The sequence below is a fragment of the Curtobacterium sp. WHRI 8282 genome (assembly GCF_040223925.2).
Lineage (GTDB): Bacteria > Actinomycetota > Actinomycetes > Actinomycetales > Microbacteriaceae > Curtobacterium > Curtobacterium flaccumfaciens.
The window spans coordinates 136,684-156,965 of record NZ_JBEHCD020000003.1 but is presented as its reverse complement, the minus strand read 5'-3'; the positions used below and the strand labels follow the sequence as shown (position 1 = coordinate 156,965).

Annotated in this window: 16 protein-coding genes; 14 read left to right on the top strand and 2 right to left on the bottom strand. The window is 71.0% G+C overall.

Annotated elements, in window-relative coordinates; all coding sequences use genetic code 11:
- The first annotated feature begins 326 nt into the window (after nt 1-326).
- From leuA to ABRP24_RS11675, 3 genes are all read left to right on the top strand, one after another.
- Nucleotides 327-2,096: a 2-isopropylmalate synthase gene (gene leuA / locus ABRP24_RS11685; protein ID WP_110860436.1), complete on the top strand. Its 1,770-nt coding sequence runs from the start codon at nt 327-329 to the stop codon at nt 2,094-2,096.
- A gap of 211 nt (nt 2,097-2,307) precedes the next feature.
- Entirely contained in the window at nt 2,308-3,162 is an 855-nt protein-coding gene (gene recO / locus ABRP24_RS11680) for a DNA repair protein RecO (RefSeq protein ID WP_027465318.1), read from the top strand.
- Complete coding sequence (locus ABRP24_RS11675; RefSeq protein WP_214526339.1) at nt 3,159-3,956, top strand: isoprenyl transferase; 798 nt, start codon at nt 3,159-3,161, stop codon at nt 3,954-3,956. Before recO ends, ABRP24_RS11675 begins: the two co-directional genes overlap by 4 nt.
- 41 nt (nt 3,957-3,997) lie before the next feature.
- Here the strand turns inward: ABRP24_RS11675 and ABRP24_RS11670 are convergent, their stop codons facing one another.
- Complete coding sequence (locus ABRP24_RS11670) at nt 3,998-4,945, bottom strand: LysR family transcriptional regulator (RefSeq protein ID WP_349848335.1); 948 nt, start codon at nt 4,943-4,945, stop codon at nt 3,998-4,000.
- Between the two features lie 70 nt (nt 4,946-5,015).
- On the opposite strand from ABRP24_RS11670, the gene ABRP24_RS11665 reads away from it, so the two are divergent.
- The 4 genes from ABRP24_RS11665 (at nt 5,016) to ABRP24_RS11650 (ending at nt 8,681) form a co-directional block, all read left to right on the top strand.
- Nucleotides 5,016-6,071, top strand: a complete 1,056-nt coding sequence (locus tag ABRP24_RS11665) for an aminotransferase class V-fold PLP-dependent enzyme (RefSeq protein ID WP_349848333.1) — start codon at nt 5,016-5,018, stop codon at nt 6,069-6,071.
- Between the two features lie 107 nt (nt 6,072-6,178).
- The gene (locus tag ABRP24_RS11660) at nt 6,179-7,564 is read left to right on the top strand and encodes a glycine--tRNA ligase (protein ID WP_027465322.1); all 1,386 of its coding nucleotides are present in this window, start codon (nt 6,179-6,181) and stop codon (nt 7,562-7,564) included.
- A 131-nt stretch (nt 7,565-7,695) separates the two neighbouring features.
- Nucleotides 7,696-8,430, top strand: a complete 735-nt coding sequence (locus ABRP24_RS11655; RefSeq protein WP_027465323.1) for a DsbA family protein — start codon at nt 7,696-7,698, stop codon at nt 8,428-8,430.
- 5 nt (nt 8,431-8,435) lie between these two features.
- Nucleotides 8,436-8,681, top strand: coding sequence for a hypothetical protein (locus tag ABRP24_RS11650; RefSeq protein ID WP_232749416.1), 246 nt, complete (start codon nt 8,436-8,438; stop codon nt 8,679-8,681).
- Nucleotides 8,682-8,689: 8 nt separating this feature from the next.
- Here the strand turns inward: ABRP24_RS11650 and ABRP24_RS11645 are convergent, their stop codons facing one another.
- Entirely contained in the window at nt 8,690-9,175 is a 486-nt protein-coding gene (locus ABRP24_RS11645; protein WP_349848330.1) for a YbaK/EbsC family protein, read from the bottom strand.
- A gap of 47 nt (nt 9,176-9,222) precedes the next feature.
- Between ABRP24_RS11645 and dusB the strand changes: the two genes are divergently transcribed.
- From dusB to ABRP24_RS11610, 7 genes are all read left to right on the top strand, one after another.
- Nucleotides 9,223-10,395: a tRNA dihydrouridine synthase DusB gene (gene dusB / locus ABRP24_RS11640; RefSeq protein ID WP_301600608.1), complete on the top strand. Its 1,173-nt coding sequence runs from the start codon at nt 9,223-9,225 to the stop codon at nt 10,393-10,395.
- Entirely contained in the window at nt 10,392-11,687 is a 1,296-nt protein-coding gene (locus ABRP24_RS11635) for a deoxyguanosinetriphosphate triphosphohydrolase (protein ID WP_349848328.1), read from the top strand. The genes dusB and ABRP24_RS11635 overlap by 4 nt, the downstream gene beginning before the upstream one ends.
- Nucleotides 11,688-11,727: 40 nt before the next feature.
- Entirely contained in the window at nt 11,728-13,647 is a 1,920-nt protein-coding gene (gene dnaG, locus ABRP24_RS11630) for a DNA primase (RefSeq protein ID WP_349848326.1), read from the top strand.
- Between the two features lie 911 nt (nt 13,648-14,558).
- Entirely contained in the window at nt 14,559-16,175 is a 1,617-nt protein-coding gene (locus ABRP24_RS11625) for an ABC transporter substrate-binding protein (protein ID WP_071248075.1), read from the top strand.
- A gap of 117 nt (nt 16,176-16,292) precedes the next feature.
- On the top strand, nt 16,293-17,369 hold the full coding sequence (locus ABRP24_RS11620; RefSeq protein WP_083404423.1) for an ABC transporter permease: 1,077 nt from the start codon (nt 16,293-16,295) through the stop codon (nt 17,367-17,369).
- A gap of 2 nt (nt 17,370-17,371) precedes the next feature.
- Entirely contained in the window at nt 17,372-18,460 is a 1,089-nt protein-coding gene (locus ABRP24_RS11615; protein WP_349848324.1) for an ABC transporter permease, read from the top strand.
- Nucleotides 18,457-20,154: an ABC transporter ATP-binding protein gene (locus tag ABRP24_RS11610; RefSeq protein WP_071248066.1), complete on the top strand. Its 1,698-nt coding sequence runs from the start codon at nt 18,457-18,459 to the stop codon at nt 20,152-20,154. The genes ABRP24_RS11615 and ABRP24_RS11610 overlap by 4 nt, the downstream gene beginning before the upstream one ends.
- The last annotated feature ends 128 nt before the right edge of the window (nt 20,155-20,282 follow it).

Sequence of the window (20,282 nt, the reverse complement as noted above, 5' to 3'; positions counted from 1 at the left end):
AACCGTCGTCTGGACGCGGCCCGGGCGACAGATCCTGACCGCTCGGCGACCAGCCCGCGGCGGGTCTCGACCACCCGGCACCGCACCCGGCACCTCCCCGGCACCCACCCGGCAGCCACTCGGCGCCCCGTTCGACGGCACCGGGCGGTCCCGCGTCACACGCTTGCGCCAGCCTGGTACACCGGTGCTACCGTGGGTCCCGATGTACTCGGCACTCCTCCTCCTTCGCTGCCGCGACGAGGCCTGACACTCCGGCCCACCTCGTCGCGGAGTCCGTCGTGGCCGCACCACAACAGCTCACGAACACGCGACGAAAGCGAAGAACGATGCAGAACACCCAGCAGCCCTCCGGGATGCCGATCCACAAGTACGTCCCGTTCCACGAGCAGATCAGCGTCGACCTGCCGGACCGCACGTGGCCCACGAAGCGCATCGACAAGGCGCCGCGCTGGTGCGCCGTCGACCTGCGTGACGGCAACCAGGCGCTCATCGACCCGATGGACGCCGAGCGCAAGCGGGCGATGTTCGACCTCCTCGTCCGGATGGGCTACAAGGAGATCGAGGTCGGGTTCCCCAGCGCCTCGCAGACCGACTTCGACTTCGTCCGGTCGCTGATCGACGAGGGCGCGATCCCGGACGACGTCACCATCCAGGTGCTGACCCAGGCGCGCGAGCACCTCATCCAGCGCACCTACGAGGCGATCGACGGCGCGAAGCAGGCCATCGTCCACCTGTACAACTCGACGAGCATCGTGCAGCGCGAGGTCGTCTTCCGCACCGACGTGCAGGGCGTGGTGGACATCGCGGTCACCGGCGCGAAGCTCTGCAAGGCCGCCGAGGCGACGCTGCAGCACGACACGACGATCTACTACGAGTACTCGCCGGAGTCCTACACGGGCACCGAACTCGAGGTCGCACTGGAGATCTGCAACGCCGTCCTCGAGGTCTTCGAGCCGACGCCCGAGCGCAAGGTCATCATCAACCTGCCCGCCACCGTCGAGATGGCCACGCCGAACGTCTACGCCGACTCGATCGAGTGGATGTCCCGCCGCCTCGCCCACCGCGAGGACGTCATCCTGTCGCTGCACCCGCACAACGACCGCGGCACCGCGGTCGCGGCCGCCGAGCTCGGCTACATGGCCGGCGCCGACCGCATCGAGGGCTGCCTGTTCGGCAACGGTGAGCGCACCGGCAACGTGGACCTGGTCGCCCTCGGGATGAACCTGTTCACGCAGGGCATCGACCCGGAGATCTCGTTCGCCGACATCGACCAGGTGAAGCGCACGGTCGAGTACTGCAACCAGCTGCCGGTGCCCGAGCGCCAGCCGTGGGCGGGCGACCTCGTCTACACGGCGTTCAGCGGCTCGCACCAGGACGCCATCAACAAGGGCTTCGAGGCGATGAAGGCCAAGGCCGCCGCAGCGGGCAAGGACATCGACGAGATCGAGTGGGCGGTGCCGTACCTGCCCGTCGACCCGAAGGACATCGGCCGGTCGTACGAGGCCGTCATCCGCGTCAACTCGCAGTCCGGCAAGGGCGGTGTGGCGTACCTGCTCAAGACCGACCACGCCCTCGACCTGCCCCGCAAGCTGCAGATCGAGTTCTCCGGCGTCGTGCAGCGGCACACCGACACCGAGGGCGGCGAGTTCTCGTCGCAGCGCATCTGGGACGTGTTCCAGGACGAGTACCTGCCCGCTTCGATCGACGACGAGAAGTGGGGCCGGTACGAGCTCACCAAGACGGCGACGTCGAGCGACTTCGAGGGCACGACCTCGCTGTCCGTGGCACTCCGGGTCGACGAGGGCGCGGTCACGGCCGAGGCCGTCGGCACCGGTCCCATCGACGCGTTCCTGAAGGTGCTCGCCGAGCAGGGCGTCCAGGTCACGCTGTACGACTACTCGGAGCACACGATGAGCGCCTCCGGTGACGCGAAGGCCGCGTCCTACGTCGAGCTCGACGTCGACGGCGTGCGTCTGTGGGGCGTCGGCATCGACGCCGATATCTCGACGGCGTCGCTCAAGGCGATCGTGTCCGCGGTGAACCGCGCGGTGCGTGCGGGTGCCGCGGCCGGCGCGCCGGAGCTCGTCTCGGCCTGAGACGCGACCAGCCCTGGAGGCGCGGTGCGGGTCCGTCCCGCACTTGGGCCTCCCGTCTGTGCCTGGTCTTTCCCCCGTCACGCGCGATGGCAGGTCGAATCGGGCGTACCTGGTCGATTCTTCCGACCAGGTACGCCCGATTCCACTCGGTACCCCGAGCCCCCGGCCCGCAGCGCACGCGGCTGTCGGCGGGTCGGGGGATACTGGGGGCATGCCGCTGTACCGGGACGAGTGCGTCGTGTTGCGCACCCACAAGCTCGGTGAAGCCGACCGCATCGTCACGATGCTCTCGCGGCAGCACGGCAAGATCCGCGCCGTGGCCAAGGGCGTGCGGCGGACGGCGTCGAAGTTCGGCAGCCGACTCGAGCCGTTCATGGTCGTCGACGCCCAGTTCTACGAGGGCCGGTCGCTCGACATCGTCACCCAGGCGGAGTCGCTCGGCGCGTACGGGGCCCAGATCGTCGCCGACTACGGCGCGTACACCGCGGCCAGCGCCATGGTCGAGACCGCCGACCGACTGAGCGAGGCCGACGCCGGGCTGCAGCAGTACCTGTTGCTCGTCGGGGCGCTCCGCTCGTTGTCGCGCGGTGAGCACCAGTCCAGCGCGACCCTCGACTCGTACCTGCTCCGCGCGATGAGCATCGCGGGGTGGGCCCCCTCGTTCAGCGACTGTGCGGTGACGGGGGAGCCCGGCCCGCACTCGGCGTTCGTGGTGCAGCTCGGGGGTGTCGTCGCCGACCGTGCGGCACCACCGGGGACCCCGCGGCTCGACCCGGCGACGCTCGGGGTGCTCGGCTCCCTGCTCGCCGGAGACTGGGCGACGGTCGACGCCACCGACGAGCGGACGCGTTCGCGGGCCTCCGGCGTGGTCGCGGCCTACGCCCAGTGGCACCTGGAACGATCGCTCCGGTCCCTGCCGCACGTCGACCGCTCCGAACACCCGATGCCGGTGCCGCAGACCCACGGCGGACCCGAGGCGACGGCGCGCGCGGTGGCCTCGACCCCGGCACCCGCCGTACCCGAGCCCGATCCTGATCCCGCTGTCGAAGGAGCCCCCACCGCATGAGCCCCCGCCGCCCCGACGACGTCGAACCGTTCCGCCCGATCGACTGGACCGGCGAGACGCCCCCGGCGATCCCGGCCCGGTTCGTGCCGGAGCACGTGGCCATCGTCATGGACGGCAACGGCCGGTGGGCGAACGGCCGCGGCCTGACGCGGATCGAGGGACACAAGGCGGGTGAGGCCTCGCTGCTCGACGTCGTCGCCGGGGCGATCCAGATCGGCGTCCGGCACGTGTCGGCGTACGCGTTCTCGACGGAGAACTGGAAGCGCTCCCCGGAAGAGGTCCGGTTCCTGATGGGCTTCAACCGTGACGTCATCCGCCGTCGCCGTGACCAGCTGCACCAGTGGGGCGTCAAGGTGCGGTGGGCCGGCCGCCGTCCGAGGCTGTGGCGGAGCGTGATCGACGAGCTCGAGACCGCCGAGCGCATGACGGCGGGCAACGACGTCCTCACGCTGACGATGTGCGTGAACTACGGCGGCCGGAACGAGATCGTCGACGCCGTGCGGGGCATGGCCGAGGACGTCGCCGCCGGACGCCTGAAGCCGAGCCAGGTCACCGAGAAGGCACTCGCCAAGCGCCTGTACGTGCCCGAGATGCCCGACGTCGACCTGTTCCTCCGGAGCTCGGGGGAGCAGCGCACCAGCAACTTCCTGCTGTGGCAGTCCGCCTACGCCGAGATGGTGTTCCTCGACCGGCTCTGGCCGGACTTCCGTCGCACCGACCTGTGGGGTGCGATCGAGGAGTACGCCAGCCGCGACCGACGCTACGGCGGCGCGGTCGACACCCCGACGGCCTAGCCAGAGCCCAAGCCCGAGCCCGAGCCCCCGAGCCCGGCCCCTCAACCCGGCAGCGGCCCCTCGAGCAGGTGGGCGGCGGAGCGCACCGCGTCGAGCGCCGCACGGACGCTCGGCACACGGTCGGCACCACGCGCGACGACGACCTCGACACGCCGGGCGAGCTCGTCGTCCACGGGGTCGATCGCGACACCGGCGGGGATGACCGTCGTCGCGAGTGCCAGCCGGGGGAGCAGCGCCACCCCGAGCCCGGCGGCGACGAGCCCCACCACGGCAGCCGCGTTGTCCGTCTCCAGCACGATGTCCGGGGTGAACCCCGCGCTCGCGCACGACGCGAGCAGGTGCCCACGGCAACGCGGGCAGCCCCCGATCCACCGGGCGTCGTGGTGGGACGCGAGGTCCACGACGGTGGAGCCGGCAGGGCGGAGTCGCGCAGCGCCTCCTGGCTCGACCGGCGTCACCAGCGCGAGCGGGTCGCGACCGAGTGCCCGGGTCACGAGGCCCGGGTCCGGGGTGGTCCCGACCTCGTCACCGACGTAGGTGAAGGTCAGGGCGACGTCGACCTCGCCGCCGCGCAGCAGGTCGAGTGCCTCGGGCGGCTCCACCTCGACGTACGAGGTCGTCACGCCGGGCACCGTCGCGGCGAGCCGGGCGAGCACCGCGGGCACGAGGGCGGAGGACGCGCTCGGGAACCCGGCGAGTCGCACCCGGCCACGGCTGAGTCCGCCGACGGCGTCGAGGTCCTCGCGCGCCGCGGTCAGCGCGGCCTGGACGTGCAGGGCGTGGTCGGCGAGCACCTGCCCCGCATGCGTGAGGGTCGCGCCCCGTCCGCCCCGCAGGACCAGCGCGTGGCCGAGGCGCTGTTCGGCCCGGGCCAGCAGCTGGCTGACGGCCGGCTGGCTCGACCCGAGTGCGGCGGCAGCGCGGGTGATCGACCCGCCGTCGGCCACGGCGCGGAGGACCCGGAGCAACTGGGGATCGATCTCGTCCATCACCCGATGTTATCGGTGGCACAACGAACCGGCTCTGGCGTGATGGGGCGGGAACGAGGACGCTGTCCGCATGGACTCCTTCCCCGCCGGCCGCGGCTACCTGGCGGCGTGCACCGCGGGCCTGCCGACCCGCGGCACCCTCGCCGCCCAGCGCGCCGACCTCGACGCGTGGTCCCGGGCCGAGACGTCGCCCGCCCGGTACGGCGCGCTGGTCGAGCAGGGACGTGCGCTCTTCGCCGCGCTGGTCGGCGTCCCGGTGGAGCGCGTGGCGACGGGATCGCAGACCTCGGTGATGGCCGCGGTCGTCGCCGACGCGCTGCCGGACGGCGCCGAGGTGGTCGTCCCCGACGGCGACTTCAGCTCGGTCGTCTTCCCGTTCCTCGCCCAGGCGCACCGCGGCGTCCGGGTCCGGAGCGTCCCGCTCGAGCGGCTCGCGGCGTCCGTCGGGCCCGACACCGCCCTGGTCGCGTGGTCCGCGGTGCAGTCCGCGACCGGTGTGGTCACCGACCCCGACCCGGTCGTGGCCGCCGCCCGTCGCGTCGGCGCCCTGACCCTCTGCGACCTCACGCAGGCCGCCGGCGTGCTGCCCGTCGACGCCGCAGCGTTCGACGTGACGCTCACGCACACCTACAAGTGGCTCTGCGCTCCGCGCGGCGTCGCCTTCATGACGCTCTCCGACACCGCCCTCGGCCGGCTCCGCCCGGTGCAGGCCGGCTGGTACGCGGGAGCGGACGTCTGGTCCTCCTGCTACGGCCCCGCCATGCACCTGGCCGACGACGCGCGTCGCTTCGACGTCTCGCCGGCCTGGCAGGCGTGGCCCGGTGCCGTGGCCGCGCTCGAACACGCGGTCGCGCTCGACCAGCGGGCGGTCTGGAGGCACGCCACCGGTCTCGCGGATCGGCTGTGCGACGCCCTCGGGTCGCCTCGGCAGGGCGACGGGCAGGCGATCGTGACGTTCGCGGACGCCGACGGGGCGGCCCTCCGGGCCCTCGCTGCCGCAGGCGTCACCGCCTCGGGGCGTGCCGGGCGACTGCGCATCGCGTTCCACCTGTGGAACGACGAGTCCGACGTGACCGACGTCGTGGCCGCGCTCGGCGGGGTGGGGCCGGGCACGTCGCGCGGGTGAGCGTGGAAGGCGGACGCGGGGCGGGCCTCCCGGGCCAGGATCGCCGGTAGTCTTGCCCGGACCGTTTCCGCACCGAGCACCCAGCTCGGCGACCTCTGGAGCACCCTTTGGCACAGCCCTCCCGTCTCGACAGCGTCATCGCCCTGGCCAAGCGCCGCGGCTTCGTCTTCCAGTCGGGTGAGATCTACGGAGGCTCCCGCTCCGCATGGGACTACGGGCCCCTCGGTGTGGAGCTCAAGGAGAACATCAAGCGCCAGTGGTGGCAGCGGTTCGTCCGCGGCCGCGGGGACATGGTCGGCCTCGACTCCGCGGTGATCCTGCCCCGCAAGGTGTGGGAGGCCTCCGGGCACGTCGCGACCTTCACCGACCCGCTGGTGGAGTGCCTGCACTGCCACCACCGGTTCCGCGAGGACCACCTGCTCGAGGCGTTCGAGGCGAAGAAGGGCCGCGCCCCCGAGGGCGGCATGGCCGAGATCGCCTGCCCGAACTGCGGCACCCGCGGCGAGTGGACCGAGCCCCGCGAGTTCTCCGGGATGCTCAAGACCTACCTCGGCCCGGTCGAGTCGGAAGAGGGCCTGAACTTCCTGCGCCCCGAGACGGCCCAGGGCATCTTCGTCGACTTCGCGCAGGTCGTCACGACCAGCCGCATGAAGCCCCCGTTCGGCATCGGTCAGGTCGGCAAGGCGTTCCGCAACGAGATCACGCCCGGCAACTTCATCTTCCGCACGCGCGAGTTCGAGCAGATGGAGATCGAGTACTTCGTGCCGCCGGCCTCGGCCGAGGAGCACTACGAGCAGTGGATCGCCGACTCGGTCGCGTTCTACACCGACCTCGGCATCGACCCGGAGAACCTGCGCCGCTTCGACGTGCCGGACGGCGAGCGGGCGCACTACTCCGACGCCACCGCCGACATCGAGTACCGCTTCGGCTTCACCGGCTCGGAGTGGGGCGAGCTGATGGGCGTCGCGAACCGCACCGACTTCGACCTGAACAACCACATCGAGGCGTCCGGCCAGGACCTCCGGTTCTTCGACCAGGCCGCCAACGAGAAGTACGTGCCGTACGTCATCGAGCCGTCGTTCGGGCTGACCCGCGCACTCATGGCGTTCCTGCTCGACTCTTACCACGAGGACGAGGCCCCCAACGCGAAGGGCGGCGTCGACAAGCGCACGGTCCTGCGCCTCGACCCGCGCCTGGCCCCGGTGAAGGCCGCCGTCCTGCCGCTGTCGCGCAACGAGCAGCTCTCGCCCGTCGCCCGCGGCCTGGCCGACGACCTGCGCAAGAACTGGAACGTGGACTTCGACGACGCCGGTGCCATCGGCCGTCGCTACCGTCGCCACGACGAGATCGGCACGCCGTTCTGCATCACGGTCGACTTCGACACGCTCGAGGACAAGGCCGTCACGGTGCGCGAGCGCGACACCATGGGCCAGGAGCGCGTCTCGCTCGACCAGCTGCAGGGGTACCTGGCGCAGCGGTTGCTCGGCGCGTAGGGGTCGTCGCGTCTCCGCAAGACACCGGTGTTCGTGTGTTGCACACCCGCAGCAGGGTGTTCGACCTGCGAACACCGGTGTTTTGCTGGCAGCGGCGGGAATGCGCGCCGCACGAGCGCGTTGGGGTCAGCATGAACGACTCCGTGAAGGTCGATGTCTGGTCGGACATCGCCTGCCCCTGGTGCTACATCGGCAAGCGCAAGTTCGAGGCCGGCGTCGCCGCGTTCGGCGCCTCGAGCGAGGGCCGCCCCGTCGAGGTCGAGTACCACTCCTTCGAGCTCAGCCCGGACACCCCCGTCGACTTCGAGGGCACCGAGGCCGAGTTCCTCTCGGGCCACAAGGGCATGCCCGTCGACCAGGCGCAGCAGATGCTCGACCAGGTCACCGCCATCGCCGCTGGCGTCGGTCTCGACTACGACTTCGAGGCCATGCACCACACCAACACCGTGAAGGCCCACCAGGTCATCCACCTCGCCAAGCAGCACGGCAAGCAGCTCGAGATGGTCGAGCGTCTGTTCACCGCCTACTTCGAGCGTGGCGAGCACGTCGGACAGGAGTCCTCCCTCGCCGACCTGGCGGCGGAGATCGGCCTCGACCGCGACGAGGTCCTCAGCACCCTGCGCGACGACGCCCAGCTCGCCGCGGTCCGCGCCGACCAGGCCCAGGCGCAGGCGTACGGGATCAACGGCGTGCCCTTCTTCGTGATCGACGGCAAGTACGGCGTCTCCGGCGCCCAGGACCCGACGGCGTTCGAGCAGGTGCTCCGCCAGGTGGTCGCGCTCCGCGAGACCACGCCGGAGGAGGTCGCCTCGGCGGCCGAGCGCGCTGCGGACGACGCGAGCGCGGACGTGGCGGTGACCCGATGACGGACATGACCATCAGCGACCAGGGCGCGGTGCGCCTCCAGGCCGTGACGTCGGTGCCCTCCGTACCGGACGCGATCACGGGACTGCCGGGCGCGTTCGGTGGTTCCGGCGTGCCCGGTCTGGAGGCCCGTCCCGCGTTGCTGACGCTCGTCACGCCCGGCGGTGCGCCGGTCTGCGAGGGCGACGCCTGCCTGATCGACGCCGGCTCGTTCGCCGGGGCCGAGGGCGACTGGTCCGAGGTGCCGGACTGACGGCTGCGTCAGTCGCGCTGCGGTTCCTCGTCGGTGATGTCGGCGACGGTCGCGCCGTAGGCGGCGACGAGCGCGTCGGCGTCGACGAAGGCGCTCGCACCGTGCCGGCCGGCGCCCAGGGCGATCCGGCGGCCGACGATGCGTTCGTCGGCGTACACCGGCAGGTCGCCCGTGGCACCGATCGGCGTGATGGTGCCGCGCTCGTAGCCGGACGCTTCGAGCGCCGTGGTGGCGTCGGGCATCGAGAGCTTGTTGACGCCGACGACCGTGCGGAGCTTCTTCCAGGCGATGCTGCGGCCGCCGGGCACCAGGGCGAGCAGGAACCCGCCGTCGTGGCGCTTCACCACCAGGGTCTTGACGATGTCGCCGGGCTCGATGCCGAGCAGTCCGGCGGCCTCGTGCAGGGAGTTCGCGGCCGGGCGCTCGACCACTTCGACCGGCAGGCCACGGGCCTGGGCGTCGGCGTCGAACCGGGTGCTGGCGTCGGTCGTCATGTGGAGAACGCTACCGGCGCGCACCGACGTGGGAGAATGGGAGACGTATGACGATCACTGACGCACCCGGGACGGCGACCCGTCCGGCGAAGCCCCTGCGCATCGGCCCCATCGAGGTCGACGTGCCGGTCGTGCTCGCGCCGATGGCGGGCATCACGAACATGGCCTACCGCCGGCTCTGCCGCGAGTACGGCGCCGGCCTGTACGTGTGCGAGATGATCACCTCGCGCGCGCTCGTCGAACGGACGCCCGTGTCGATGCAGCTCATCCAGCACCACGAGTCCGAGACCCCGCGGTCGATCCAGCTGTACGGCGTCGAGCCAAACACCGTGGCCGAGGCGGCGACGATCCTCGTCGGTGAGGACCGTGCCGACCACATCGACCTGAACTTCGGCTGCCCCGTTCCCAAGGTGACGCGGAAGGGCGGCGGAGCGGCGCTGCCCTGGAAACTCGACCTGTTCCGCGAACTCGTCACGAAGACCGTGCGTGCCGCCGGTGACGTCCCCGTCACGGTGAAGATGCGCAAGGGCATCGACGAGGACCACCTGACCTACCTCGACGCCGCACGCATCGCGCGCGACGCCGGTGTCGCCGCGGTGTCGCTGCACGCCCGCACCGCGAACGAGCACTACTCCGGGCACGCCGACTGGTCCGCGATCGCCACCCTCAAGGAGACCGTCACCGACATCCCTATCCTCGGCAACGGCGACATCTGGTCGGCCGCCGACGCGCTCCGGATGATCGACGAGACCGGCGCCGACGGCGTGGTCGTCGGGCGTGGCTGCCTCGGCCGCCCGTGGCTGTTCGGCGACCTGGCCGCGGCCTTCCGCGGCGAGGGGCTGCGGTACATGCCGTCCCTGGGCGAGGTCGCCGACGGGTTCCGCCGGCACGCCGAGCTGCTCGTCGAGTTCTTCGGCGACGAAGAGCACGCCTGCCGCGACATCCGCAAGCACGTGGCCTGGTACTTCAAGGGGTACCCGATCGGCAGCGACGTCCGGGCCGGCCTGGCGATGGCGTCGAGCCTGCAGGAGATCGACGACTTCCTCGGCCAGCTCGACCACGACGCGCCGTACCCGGGTGCCGACGCCGAGGGGCCGCGCGGTCGTGCCGGGCACCCGAAGCGCACCGCCCTGCCCGACCGCTGGCTCGAGAGCCGCGACGTCGACTCCGAGTTCCGCAAGGTCCTGGCCGCCGCCGAGCTGCACCACAGCGGCGGATGAGCGCCACCGCCTCGTACGGCCCGGCCGACGCGGAGCGCTGGCTCCCCGAAGAACACGGCAACCGCCGCTCGGACTTCGCCCGTGACCGCGCCCGACTGCTGCACTCCAGTGCCCTCCGGCGTCTGGCCGCCAAGACCCAGGTGCTCAGCCCGACGGCGGGGCTCGACTTCGCCCGCAACCGGCTGACCCACTCGCTCGAGGTCGCGCAGGTCGGCCGCGAGCTCGCCGACTCGCTCGGGCTCGACCCCGACGTGGTCGACACCGCGTGCCTGGCGCACGACATCGGGCACCCGCCGTTCGGGCACAACGGCGAGACCGCCGTGAACGCCTGGGCCACCGGGATCGGCGGCTTCGAGGGCAACGCGCAGACCCTCCGGCTGCTGACGCGGCTCGAGCCGAAGGTCTACGGCGTCCGGCCGGGTTCCGACGTCGACCGTCCGTACGGGCTCAACCTGACCCGCGCGTCGTTGGACGCCAGCTGCAAGTACCCGTGGCCGGCGGCGCAGGGGGTCTCCGAGTCGTCCTCCGGGCGCACCAAGTTCGGCTTCTACGACGACGACCACGACGCCTTCGAGTGGCTCCGCGCCGGCGCCCCGCGTCGTCAGCGCTGCATCGAGGCGCAGGTCATGGACCTCGCCGACGACATCGCGTACTCGGTGCACGACTTCGAGGACGCCGTCGTCGCCGGGTTCATCGACGTCGCGGCCCTGGGTGACCGCGTCGGCGAGAACGACATCGTCAGCGCCATGCACGCCTGGGTCGGTGACGACCTGAGCCGCGACGAGCTGCTCGAGGCGTTCGACCGCCTGCGCGAGTTGCCGCTCTGGATGACCGCGTACGACGGCTCCCGCCGTGACGCCGCACGCCTGAAGAACCTGACGTCGCAGCTGATCGGACGCTTCGCGCGCACCGCCACGACGGCCACCCGCGAGTCCTACGCCTCGGGGTCGCTCGTGCGGTTCGCCGCGTCGGTCGTCACCCCGCCCGAGATCATCGGCGAGATCGCGGTGCTCAAGGGCATCGTCGCGGCCTTCGTGATGACCCAGGGCGACCGTCAGCCGGTGTACGAGGACCAGCGCCGCGTGCTCACCGAACTGCTCGACGCGCTGGCGGCGACGGGGGCGACCGACCTGGAGCCCGGCTTCGCTGCCGACTGGCACGCCGCGGGCGACGACGCCGGCCGACTGCGCGCCGTCGTCGACCAGGTCGCGAGCCTGACCGACCAGGGTGCACTCGCGTGGCACCGACGTCTGGTGGTGGGTGACCGTGACCCGGTCCACATCGCCGTCTGACCGGTCCGCCGACGTCGGTCCCACGAACTAGGATCGAGGGGTGGCTGGCAGGATCGCGCGGAACGACATCGACGAGGTCCGCTCGCGTGTCAACATCGCCGACGTCGTGGGCGACTACGTCACGCTGAAGCACGCGGGCGTCGGGTCGATGAAGGGCCTCTGCCCCTTCCACGACGAACGCTCCCCGTCGTTCCACGTCCGGCCCCAGGTCGGCCGCTACCACTGCTTCGGCTGCGGTGAGGACGGCGACGTCTTCAGCTTCATCATGGCGCAGGACCACACCACCTTCGCCGAGGCCGTCGAGCGCATGGCCGCGAAGATCGGCTTCACCCTGCACTACGAAGAGGGCGACGGGCCGCGTACCGACTACAACACCCGTGCCCGGCTGATCGCCGCGAACGAAGCCGCGCTCGAGTACTTCACGGGGCAGCTCACCACCGCTGCCGCCGACCCCGCCCGCCGGTTCCTGGGGGAGCGCGGGTTCGACCCTTCGGCCGCCCAGCACTTCGGCGTCGGGTTCGCCCCGAAGTCCTACGACATGCTCAAGGACCACCTGCGCGGGCGCGGCTTCACGATGGAGGAACTCGTGTCCGCCGGCCTCGTCAGCCAGGGTGACCGCTCGCCGTACGACCGGTTCCGCGGGCGCCTGATGTGGCCCATCCGCGACGTCACCGGGGCGACCATCGGCTTCGGGGCGCGCCGCCTGCTCGAGGACGACAAGGGTCCCAAGTACCTCAACACGCCCGAGACCCCGATCTACCACAAGAGCCAGGTGCTCTACGGGCTCGACCTGGCACGCCGCGACATCTCGAAGCAGAAGCAGGTCGTCATCGTCGAGGGCTACACCGACGTGATGGCGTGTCACGTCGCGGGCGTCACGACCGCCGTCGCCACCTGTGGCACGTCGTTCGGTGTCGACCACATCAAGGTGCTGCGCCCGATGCTCGGTGACCTGGCCGGCGCCGACCCGAACGCCAACGGCGAGGTCGTGTTCACGTTCGACCCCGACGAGGCCGGGCAGCGCGCAGCCTCGCGTGCCTTCGCGGAAGAACAGCGCTTCGCCGCGCAGACCTACGTCGCCGTGGCGCCCGGCGGGCTCGACCCGTGCGACCTCCGGCTCGCCCGTGGTGACGACGCGATCCGCCGACTGGTCACGAACAAGCGCCCGATGTTCGAGTTCATGATCCGCCGCACCCTGGACGGCCACGACCTCGAGACCGTCGAGGGGCGCGTCGGTGCCCTGCGCGCTGCTGCGCCCGTGCTCGCCGGTATCCGCGATCGCTCACTGACGCAGGGCTACGTGCGCGAACTCGCCGGCTGGCTGGGCATGGAGATCCCCGAGGTCCGTCGGTCGGTCGAGACCGCCCGGCGTCGTGCGGGGTCCGCTGCCCAGGACGACCGGTCCGCGGGCTCGGGGCGCGACGGCCGTGCCGGAACCGGTACCGACCGGGCCGACACCCCCGACGAGCCCGTCGCCGGGATCCGTTCGCTGCCGAACGACCCGATCAGCCGCATGGAGCGCGACGCCGTGATGGCGATGGTGCAGCAGCCCACGTCCGTCGGGGCACCGATGCTCGGGCTCGCCGCGTCGGCCACGTTCTCGACGCCGATGCTCGCCGCCGTGCGGGACGCCGTGGTCGCCAACGTCGACGTCATCGGCGCGGGGGACTGGCTCGACCGGCTGCTCGCCGACGTGCCGGCGCCCCTCCGCACCCTGACGCACGAACTCGCGCTCGCGCCGATCCCCGCGCGCAACGCGGAGGACCTGGCGGCCTACTGCCGGAGCATCGTCGTGGCCCTGGTCGAGCGCGACCTGCTCGCCCGCAAGGCCTCGTTGCTCGGACAGCTGCAGCGCGCCGATCCGCACGAACAGGCGGAGCGTCGCGCGGAGATCCAGCGGCAGCTCGTCGACATCGACGGGCAGCGGATGCGGTTGCGCGCCGACGCCGAGGCGTCCTAGGGCTCTTCCCGCGCTGTTGGTGGGCGCGGGGTCGCACGACGCGCCGCGTGCCTCTCGCCGAGGTCGCGCGAACTGTCGCACGGTGGGGCTGCGAGCGGCGGTTGGTTCTGTCGGCGACGGCGTGAGTGGTCGGGACATGCCGCGTGTGGGGCGTCGAGTGGTCGCGAAGCGTCGGTTGGCCGGGGTCCGGCCGACGGGACGTGACCGCTCGGGGTGGGTCCGGCGGGGAGTCGTGACCAGTCGGCGGGGGCGAGGGGCGGGAGGGACGCGGGGCGGGCCTCCCGGCCGGGGGCGAAGTCGCACGACGCGCCGGGTGCGTCTCGCCGAGGTGGCACGAACTGTCGGCTGGTGCGGCTGCGAGCGGCAGGTGGTTCTGTCGGCGCCGGCGTGAGTGGTCGGGACGTGCCGCGCGTGGGGCGTCGAGTGGTCGCGAAGCGTCGGCTGGCCGGGGTTCGGACGACGGGACGTGACCGCTCGGGGCGGGTCGGGCGGGGAGTCGTGACCAGTCGGCGGGGGCGAGGGGCGGGAGGGGCGCGGGGCGGGCCTCCCGGCCGGGGGTGAAGTCGCACGACGCGCCGCCGGCGCACCCCCGAGGTCGCGGGAACCGTCGCCGGGCGTCCCGTGGGACGGCAGCCCCGGCACTTTCAGGGCGGGAAGGGCAGGAACGTCCGAGAACGAGCGCCAGACGCCCCGGGTTGCACCACGCAACTTTCGTGCGTGACGCGCCGCTCGACTCCGGCGGAATCATGCATCACGCGGCGGGCCCGTGCATTACAGCGGTGTAAACAAATCGCCCCCGGTTCGTTCTGTTCCGTGACAGGGTGATACCAATGAGCGTTCCTGGCCGGGCACACAGACGTTCCACCCTCCGGCTCAGGACCCTTGCAATCATGACCAGAGAGGCAGCGGACATGGCATCCGTGACCAAGTGGGGCAAGCGCGGCATCGCGCTCGGCGCCGGTGCAGCAGCGACGGCGCTGGTGCTGACCGGCTGCGCGAGCAGCAGCGTGAGTGACACCGAACTGAACGGCCTGAGCATCGGGACGACGGACAAGATCACGTCCCTCGACCCGGCCGGTTCCTACGACAACGGCTCCTTCGCCGTGCAGAACCAGGTGTTCCCGTTCCTGATGAACACGCCCGTGGGGAGCCCGGACGTCGAGCCGGACATCGCCACGAAGGCGGAGTTCACGAACCCGACCACCTACGAGGTCACCCTCAAGGACGGGCTCGAGTTCGCGAACGGCAACAAGCTCACGTCGAGCGACGTGAAGTTCTCGTTCGACCGCGAGCTGAAGATCAACAACGAGAACGGTCCGCAGTCGCTGCTGGCCAACCTCAAGAGCATCGACACCCCGGACGACACCACCGTGGTGTTCAACCTGGACCACGCCGACCAGACCTGGCCGCAGGTGCTCTCGAGCCCCGCGGGTCCGATCGTCGACGAGGACGTCTTCAGCGCGACGAAGCTCACCAGCGCCGACGACATCGTCAAGGGCAAGGCCTTCGCCGGGCAGTACCAGATCAGCTCCTACAAGGAGAACGACACGATCCAGTACAAGACCAACCCGAAGTACGACGGCCTGCTCGGCAAGGCGAAGACCGACGAGGTCACCGCCAGCTACTACACCAAGGAGACCGACCTCAAGCTCGCCGTGCAGAAGGGCGACGTCGACGTGGCGTACCGCTCCCTGACGCCGACCGACATCTCGGACCTGCGCAAGGACGACTCCCTCAAGGTCACCGACGGCCCCGGCGGCGAGATCCGCTACGTGGTCTTCAACTTCAAGACCCAGCCGTTCGGCACCGGGCAGGACGACGCCGACGAGGCGAAGGCCCTGGCCGTGCGTCAGGCTGCCGCCGACGTGGTCGACCGTGCCCAGCTCGCGAAGGAGGTCTACAACGACACCTTCACCCCGCTCTACTCGATGGTCCCGGACGGCCTGACCGGCGCGGTCCAGCCGTTCAAGGAGATGTACGGCGACGGCGACGGCGGAGCGGACGTGGCGAAGGCCAAGAAGACGCTGTCGGACGCCGGTGTCACGGGCAAGGTGCAGCTCGACATCCAGTACGCGCCCGACCACTACGGTTCGGCCTCGGACGACGAGTACGCGCTGCTCAAGCAGCAGCTCGAGGACTCCGGTCTGTTCACCGTCAACATTCAGTCGACGGTCTACACGACCTACGCGCAGGAGCGCACCAAGGACGCCTACCCCGTGTACCAGCTCGGCTGGTTCCCGGACTTCTCCGACGCCGACAACTACCTGTCGCCGTTCTTCACCAAGGAGAACTTCGTCCAGAACCACTACGACGACCCGGAGATCCAGGACCTCATCGCGAAGGAGCAGGCCGAGTCCGACACGGACAAGCGTGCTGCCCTGATCGAGCAGGCCCAGGAGCGCGAAGCCACCCAGATCTCGACGCTGCCGCTGCTGCAGGGCAAGTCCGTCGCGGTCGCTGGCAAGGACGTCAAGGGCCTGACCCTCGACGCCTCGTTCAAGTTCCGGTACGCCACCCTGAGCAAGTAGCACCAAGCCCCACGTGCAGGCCGCGGGCGTTCCCACGAGGAACGCCCGCGTGCCTGTGCAACGGCGACGAAAGGCACACACCCCGTGACCCTCAGCACTCCCGAGGCGACGCAGGACGTGAACGGCACCGATCCCACCAAGCCACAGGCACAACGCAGTGCCAAGAACAGTGGCGGCGGACTCGGCCGGTACATCCTCGTCAGGTTCCTCCTCATCATCCCGACCGTCTTCATCCTGGTGACGCTCGTGTTCTTCCTGATGCGCGTCATCGGGAACCCGATCACCGCATCGGTCGGCGGTCGTCTCACGCCGAGCCAGCTGCAGGAACGCCTGCACGCCGCCGGGTACGACCGGCCGGTGCTCGTGCAGTACTTCGAGTACCTCGGCAACATCCTGCGCGGTGACTTCGGCACCTCGTCGACGGACAACCGTCCGATCACCGACATCATCGTCACGTACGGCGGCGCGACCGCGGAGCTCGTGTTCTACGCGCTCATCGTCGCGCTCGTGCTCGGCATCCCGCTCGGCATGCTCGCCGCGTACACGCGCGACAAGTGGCCGGACGTGCTGCTCCGTGCGCTCGCGATCCTGACCTACGCCACGCCGGTGTTCTTCGGTGGTCTGCTGCTCAAGCTCGTCTTCTCGGTGTGGCTCGGCTGGCTGCCCCTCGGCGACCGTGCCTCGACCCGGGTGTCGCTCATCCTCGACGGCATCCCGGGCGCGAGCGGCATCTACATCATCGACGCGCTCCGCACCGGCAACGCCGCGGTCATCGGCGACGTGCTGCAGCACGCCGTCCTGCCGGCGCTGACGCTCGGTCTGCTCACGGCGGGCATCTTCCTGCGCCTGGTGCGCGCGAACATGATCGGGTCGCTCGGCTCGGAGTACGTCGACGCCGCCCGGTCCCGCGGCGTGCGCGAGTCGCGCCTCGTCCGCACCCACGCGTTCCGTCCGGCCCTCGTGCCGATCATCACCGTGATGGGACTGCAGATCGCGATGCTCCTGGGTGGCTCGGTGCTCACCGAGACGACCTTCGGGTGGCGCGGCCTGGGCTTCGAGCTCAACCAGTACCTGTCGGCCCGTGACTTCGTCGCGGTGCAGGGCATCGTCGCGATGCTGGCGGTGATCGTCGCGGTGACCAACTTCATCGTCGACGTGGTCGCCGCCCTGATCGACCCGAGAGTGAGGTTCTGACGATGGTCGACACCACCCTCGTCGACCGCCACGAGCCGCTCTGGAAGCGGCTCCCCGTGGTGGTCCAGCTCCGCCGGAGCACCGGCTGGCAGCGCGCCATGCTCATCGTCGGCGTGGTCATCTGCGCCCTCTACCTGCTCGTCGCGGTCTTCGCACCGCTCCTCGCCCCGTACGGCTTCGGTCAGCTGCAGGGCGCGGACGGGCAGAGCTTCCCGCGCACCGGCGAACCGAGTGCCGAGCACATCTGGGGCACCACGGTCGGCGGCTTCGACGTGTTCAGCCGCGTGCTCTACGGTGCCCGCACGGCCGTGCTCGTCGTCATCGTCGCCGTGATCGTCTCGATCATCGTGGGCGTCCTGCTCGGCATGGTCTCCGGGTACCTGGGCGGCTGGCTCGACCGCGTCCTGGTGGTCGTGGCCGACGCCATCTACGCGTTCCCGTCGCTCCTGCTCGCGATCATCGTGTCCATCGTCATCTCCGGCGGCAACTCGAGCTACTCGGGCGGCATCATCGCGGCGGCGATCTCGATCACCGTCGTGTACGTGCCGCAGTACTTCCGCGTGGTCCGGGCCGAGGCCGTCCGGCTGAAGAACGACGCGTTCGTCGAGTCGGCGCGCGTGATGGGCACGAACCCGTGGCGCATCATGACGCGGCACGTCCTGCGGAACTCGACGCGTTCCCTGCCGCTCATCCTGACGCTCAACGCGAGCGACGCGATCCTGACCCTGGCCGGCCTCGGCTTCCTCGGGTTCGGCATCGGCCCGACGTCGGGCGCCGAGTGGGGCTACGACCTAAGCCGCGCGCTCTCCGACGTCGCGAGCGGTGTCTGGTGGACCGGTGTCTACCCGGGTGTCGCGATCGTGGTGCTCGTGCTCGGCGTGACCTTCATCGGCGAGAGCCTGAACGACATCTCCGACCCCCGCCTGCGTGCACGCCGACGCCTGAAGCAGCTCGTGTCCACGCGCGAAACACGCGAGACGCGCGAGACGCGCGAAACGCGCGAAACGCGCGACGCCGCGACACCCCGCGACACGCGCGACGCCGAGGCAACGCGCACCGCCGGGAACGACACGGAAGGGACGGGCGCATGACCCCGACCACCCGCCTGCAACCGGGCGACACCACCACCGAACCCGTCGTCGTCGTGGACGACCTGACCGTCACGTTCGCGACCGACGGCGGCGCCGTCGACGCGGTCAAGGGCGTCAGCCTCGACGTCCGCCCCGGCGAGGTGCTCGCCCTGGTCGGCGAGTCCGGCTCCGGCAAGTCCGTCACGGCGCGCAGCATGCTGCGGCTCATGCCGGAGACGGCGACGCTCGGCGGCGCGGTGCTGCTCGACGGCACCGACGTGGTGAGCGTCGGCGCGCAGAAGCTCCGCAGCCTGCGCGGAACCGCCGGGGCGATGGTGTTCCAGGAACCGTCGACCGCCCTCAACCCGGTCTTCACGGTCGGGTGGCAGATCGCCGAGGGGCTCCGCGCCCACGGCGGCGTGTCGAAGAAGGAAGCACGGGCGAAGGCCATCGACTACCTCGGTCGCGTCGGCATCCCCGACCCCGAGACCCGCGTCGACCACTACCCGCACCAGTTCTCCGGCGGGCAGAAGCAGCGCGTGGTCATCGCGAGTGCACTGGCCCTCGAGCCGAGCGTCATCATCGCGGACGAACCGACGACGGCGCTCGACGTGACGGTGCAGGCCGAGATCCTCGACCTGCTGCGCCGCTGCCGTGACGAGTTCGGCACCGCGATCGTCGTCATCACGCACAACATGGGTGTGGTCGCCGACCTGGCCGACCGCGTCGCCGTGATGTACCAGGGCGAGATCGTCGAAGAGGCCACGGCGTCGGCGCTGTTCGCGACGCCCCAGGCCGACTACACCAAGCGGCTGCTGGCGGCGGTGCCCCGGCTCGAGGCGTCCACCGGGGTGGCCCGGCGCGCCGCGATCGCCGAGGACGTCACCCCGCTGGTCGAGGCGAAGGGGCTCGAGATCGAGTACCCCGGGCGGCTCGGCTCGCCGGCGTTCAAGGCGGTCAAGGGTGTCGACCTGGCGATCCGTCCGGGCGAGGTCCTCGGCCTGGTGGGGGAGTCCGGCTCCGGCAAGACCACCATCGGCCGGGCGATGGCGGGCCTGACGAAGGTCACCGGCGGCTCGCTCAAGGTCCTCGGCGCCGAGATGCTCGGGTACCGCGAACGCGACTTCAAGCACCTTCGGAAGGACATCGGGTTCGTCTTCCAGGACCCGGCGACCTCGTTCAACCCGCTGCTGACGATCGCCGAGTGCGTCGCCGAGCCGCTGGTCGTGCACCGGGAGGTCTCGAGTCCGCGTGCCGCGCGCAAGCGGGTGGACGAGCTGCTCGAGGCCGTGCAGCTGCCGGCCGCGTACGGCGACCGCTACCCGCACGAGCTCTCCGGTGGGCAGCGCCAGCGCGCGTCGCTCGCCCGGTCGCTCGCGCTCCGGCCGAAGCTGCTCATCGCCGACGAGCCGACGAGTGCGCTCGACGTGTCCGTGCAGGCGCGCGTGCTCGAGCTCTTCCTCGAGCTCCAGCAGGACCTCGGCTTCGCCTCGCTGTTCATCAGCCACGACCTCGCGGTCGTCGGCGCGCTGTCCGACCGGATCGCGGTGCTGTACCGCGGTGACCTGGTCGAGACGGGCACGACGGCGCAGGTCCTCGGCGCGCCGCAGCACCCCTACACGCAGCGGCTCCTCGCGTCGCTGCCGGTGCCGGACCCAGCAGAGCAGGCGGAGCGACGGCGTACGCTGGAGCGACTGGAGCACGCCGGGTCCTGACCCGACGTGACCCACCCTGGAGGCCCGGCCAGCGTCGCCGACGCACGCCGGGCCTCCAGGGTGGTCGGCTCCACTGCTGTACGCACGACGGACCTGCCAGGGCGGTCCGTCGCGAACCGCCGCCAGGG

Coding starts and splice junctions, on each gene's coding strand:
- leuA (WP_110860436.1), top strand. CDS start 327: ATGCAGAACACCCAGCAGCCCTCCGGGATGCCGATCCACAAGTACGTC.
- recO (WP_027465318.1), top strand. CDS start 2,308: ATGCCGCTGTACCGGGACGAGTGCGTCGTGTTGCGCACCCACAAGCTC.
- ABRP24_RS11675 (WP_214526339.1), top strand. CDS start 3,159: ATGAGCCCCCGCCGCCCCGACGACGTCGAACCGTTCCGCCCGATCGAC.
- ABRP24_RS11670 (WP_349848335.1), bottom strand. CDS start 4,945: ATGGACGAGATCGATCCCCAGTTGCTCCGGGTCCTCCGCGCCGTGGCC.
- ABRP24_RS11665 (WP_349848333.1), top strand. CDS start 5,016: ATGGACTCCTTCCCCGCCGGCCGCGGCTACCTGGCGGCGTGCACCGCG.
- ABRP24_RS11655 (WP_027465323.1), top strand. CDS start 7,696: ATGAACGACTCCGTGAAGGTCGATGTCTGGTCGGACATCGCCTGCCCC.
- ABRP24_RS11650 (WP_232749416.1), top strand. CDS start 8,436: ATGACCATCAGCGACCAGGGCGCGGTGCGCCTCCAGGCCGTGACGTCG.
- ABRP24_RS11645 (WP_349848330.1), bottom strand. CDS start 9,175: ATGACGACCGACGCCAGCACCCGGTTCGACGCCGACGCCCAGGCCCGT.
- dusB (WP_301600608.1), top strand. CDS start 9,223: ATGACGATCACTGACGCACCCGGGACGGCGACCCGTCCGGCGAAGCCC.
- ABRP24_RS11635 (WP_349848328.1), top strand. CDS start 10,392: ATGAGCGCCACCGCCTCGTACGGCCCGGCCGACGCGGAGCGCTGGCTC.
- ABRP24_RS11625 (WP_071248075.1), top strand. CDS start 14,559: ATGGCATCCGTGACCAAGTGGGGCAAGCGCGGCATCGCGCTCGGCGCC.
- ABRP24_RS11615 (WP_349848324.1), top strand. CDS start 17,372: ATGGTCGACACCACCCTCGTCGACCGCCACGAGCCGCTCTGGAAGCGG.
- ABRP24_RS11610 (WP_071248066.1), top strand. CDS start 18,457: ATGACCCCGACCACCCGCCTGCAACCGGGCGACACCACCACCGAACCC.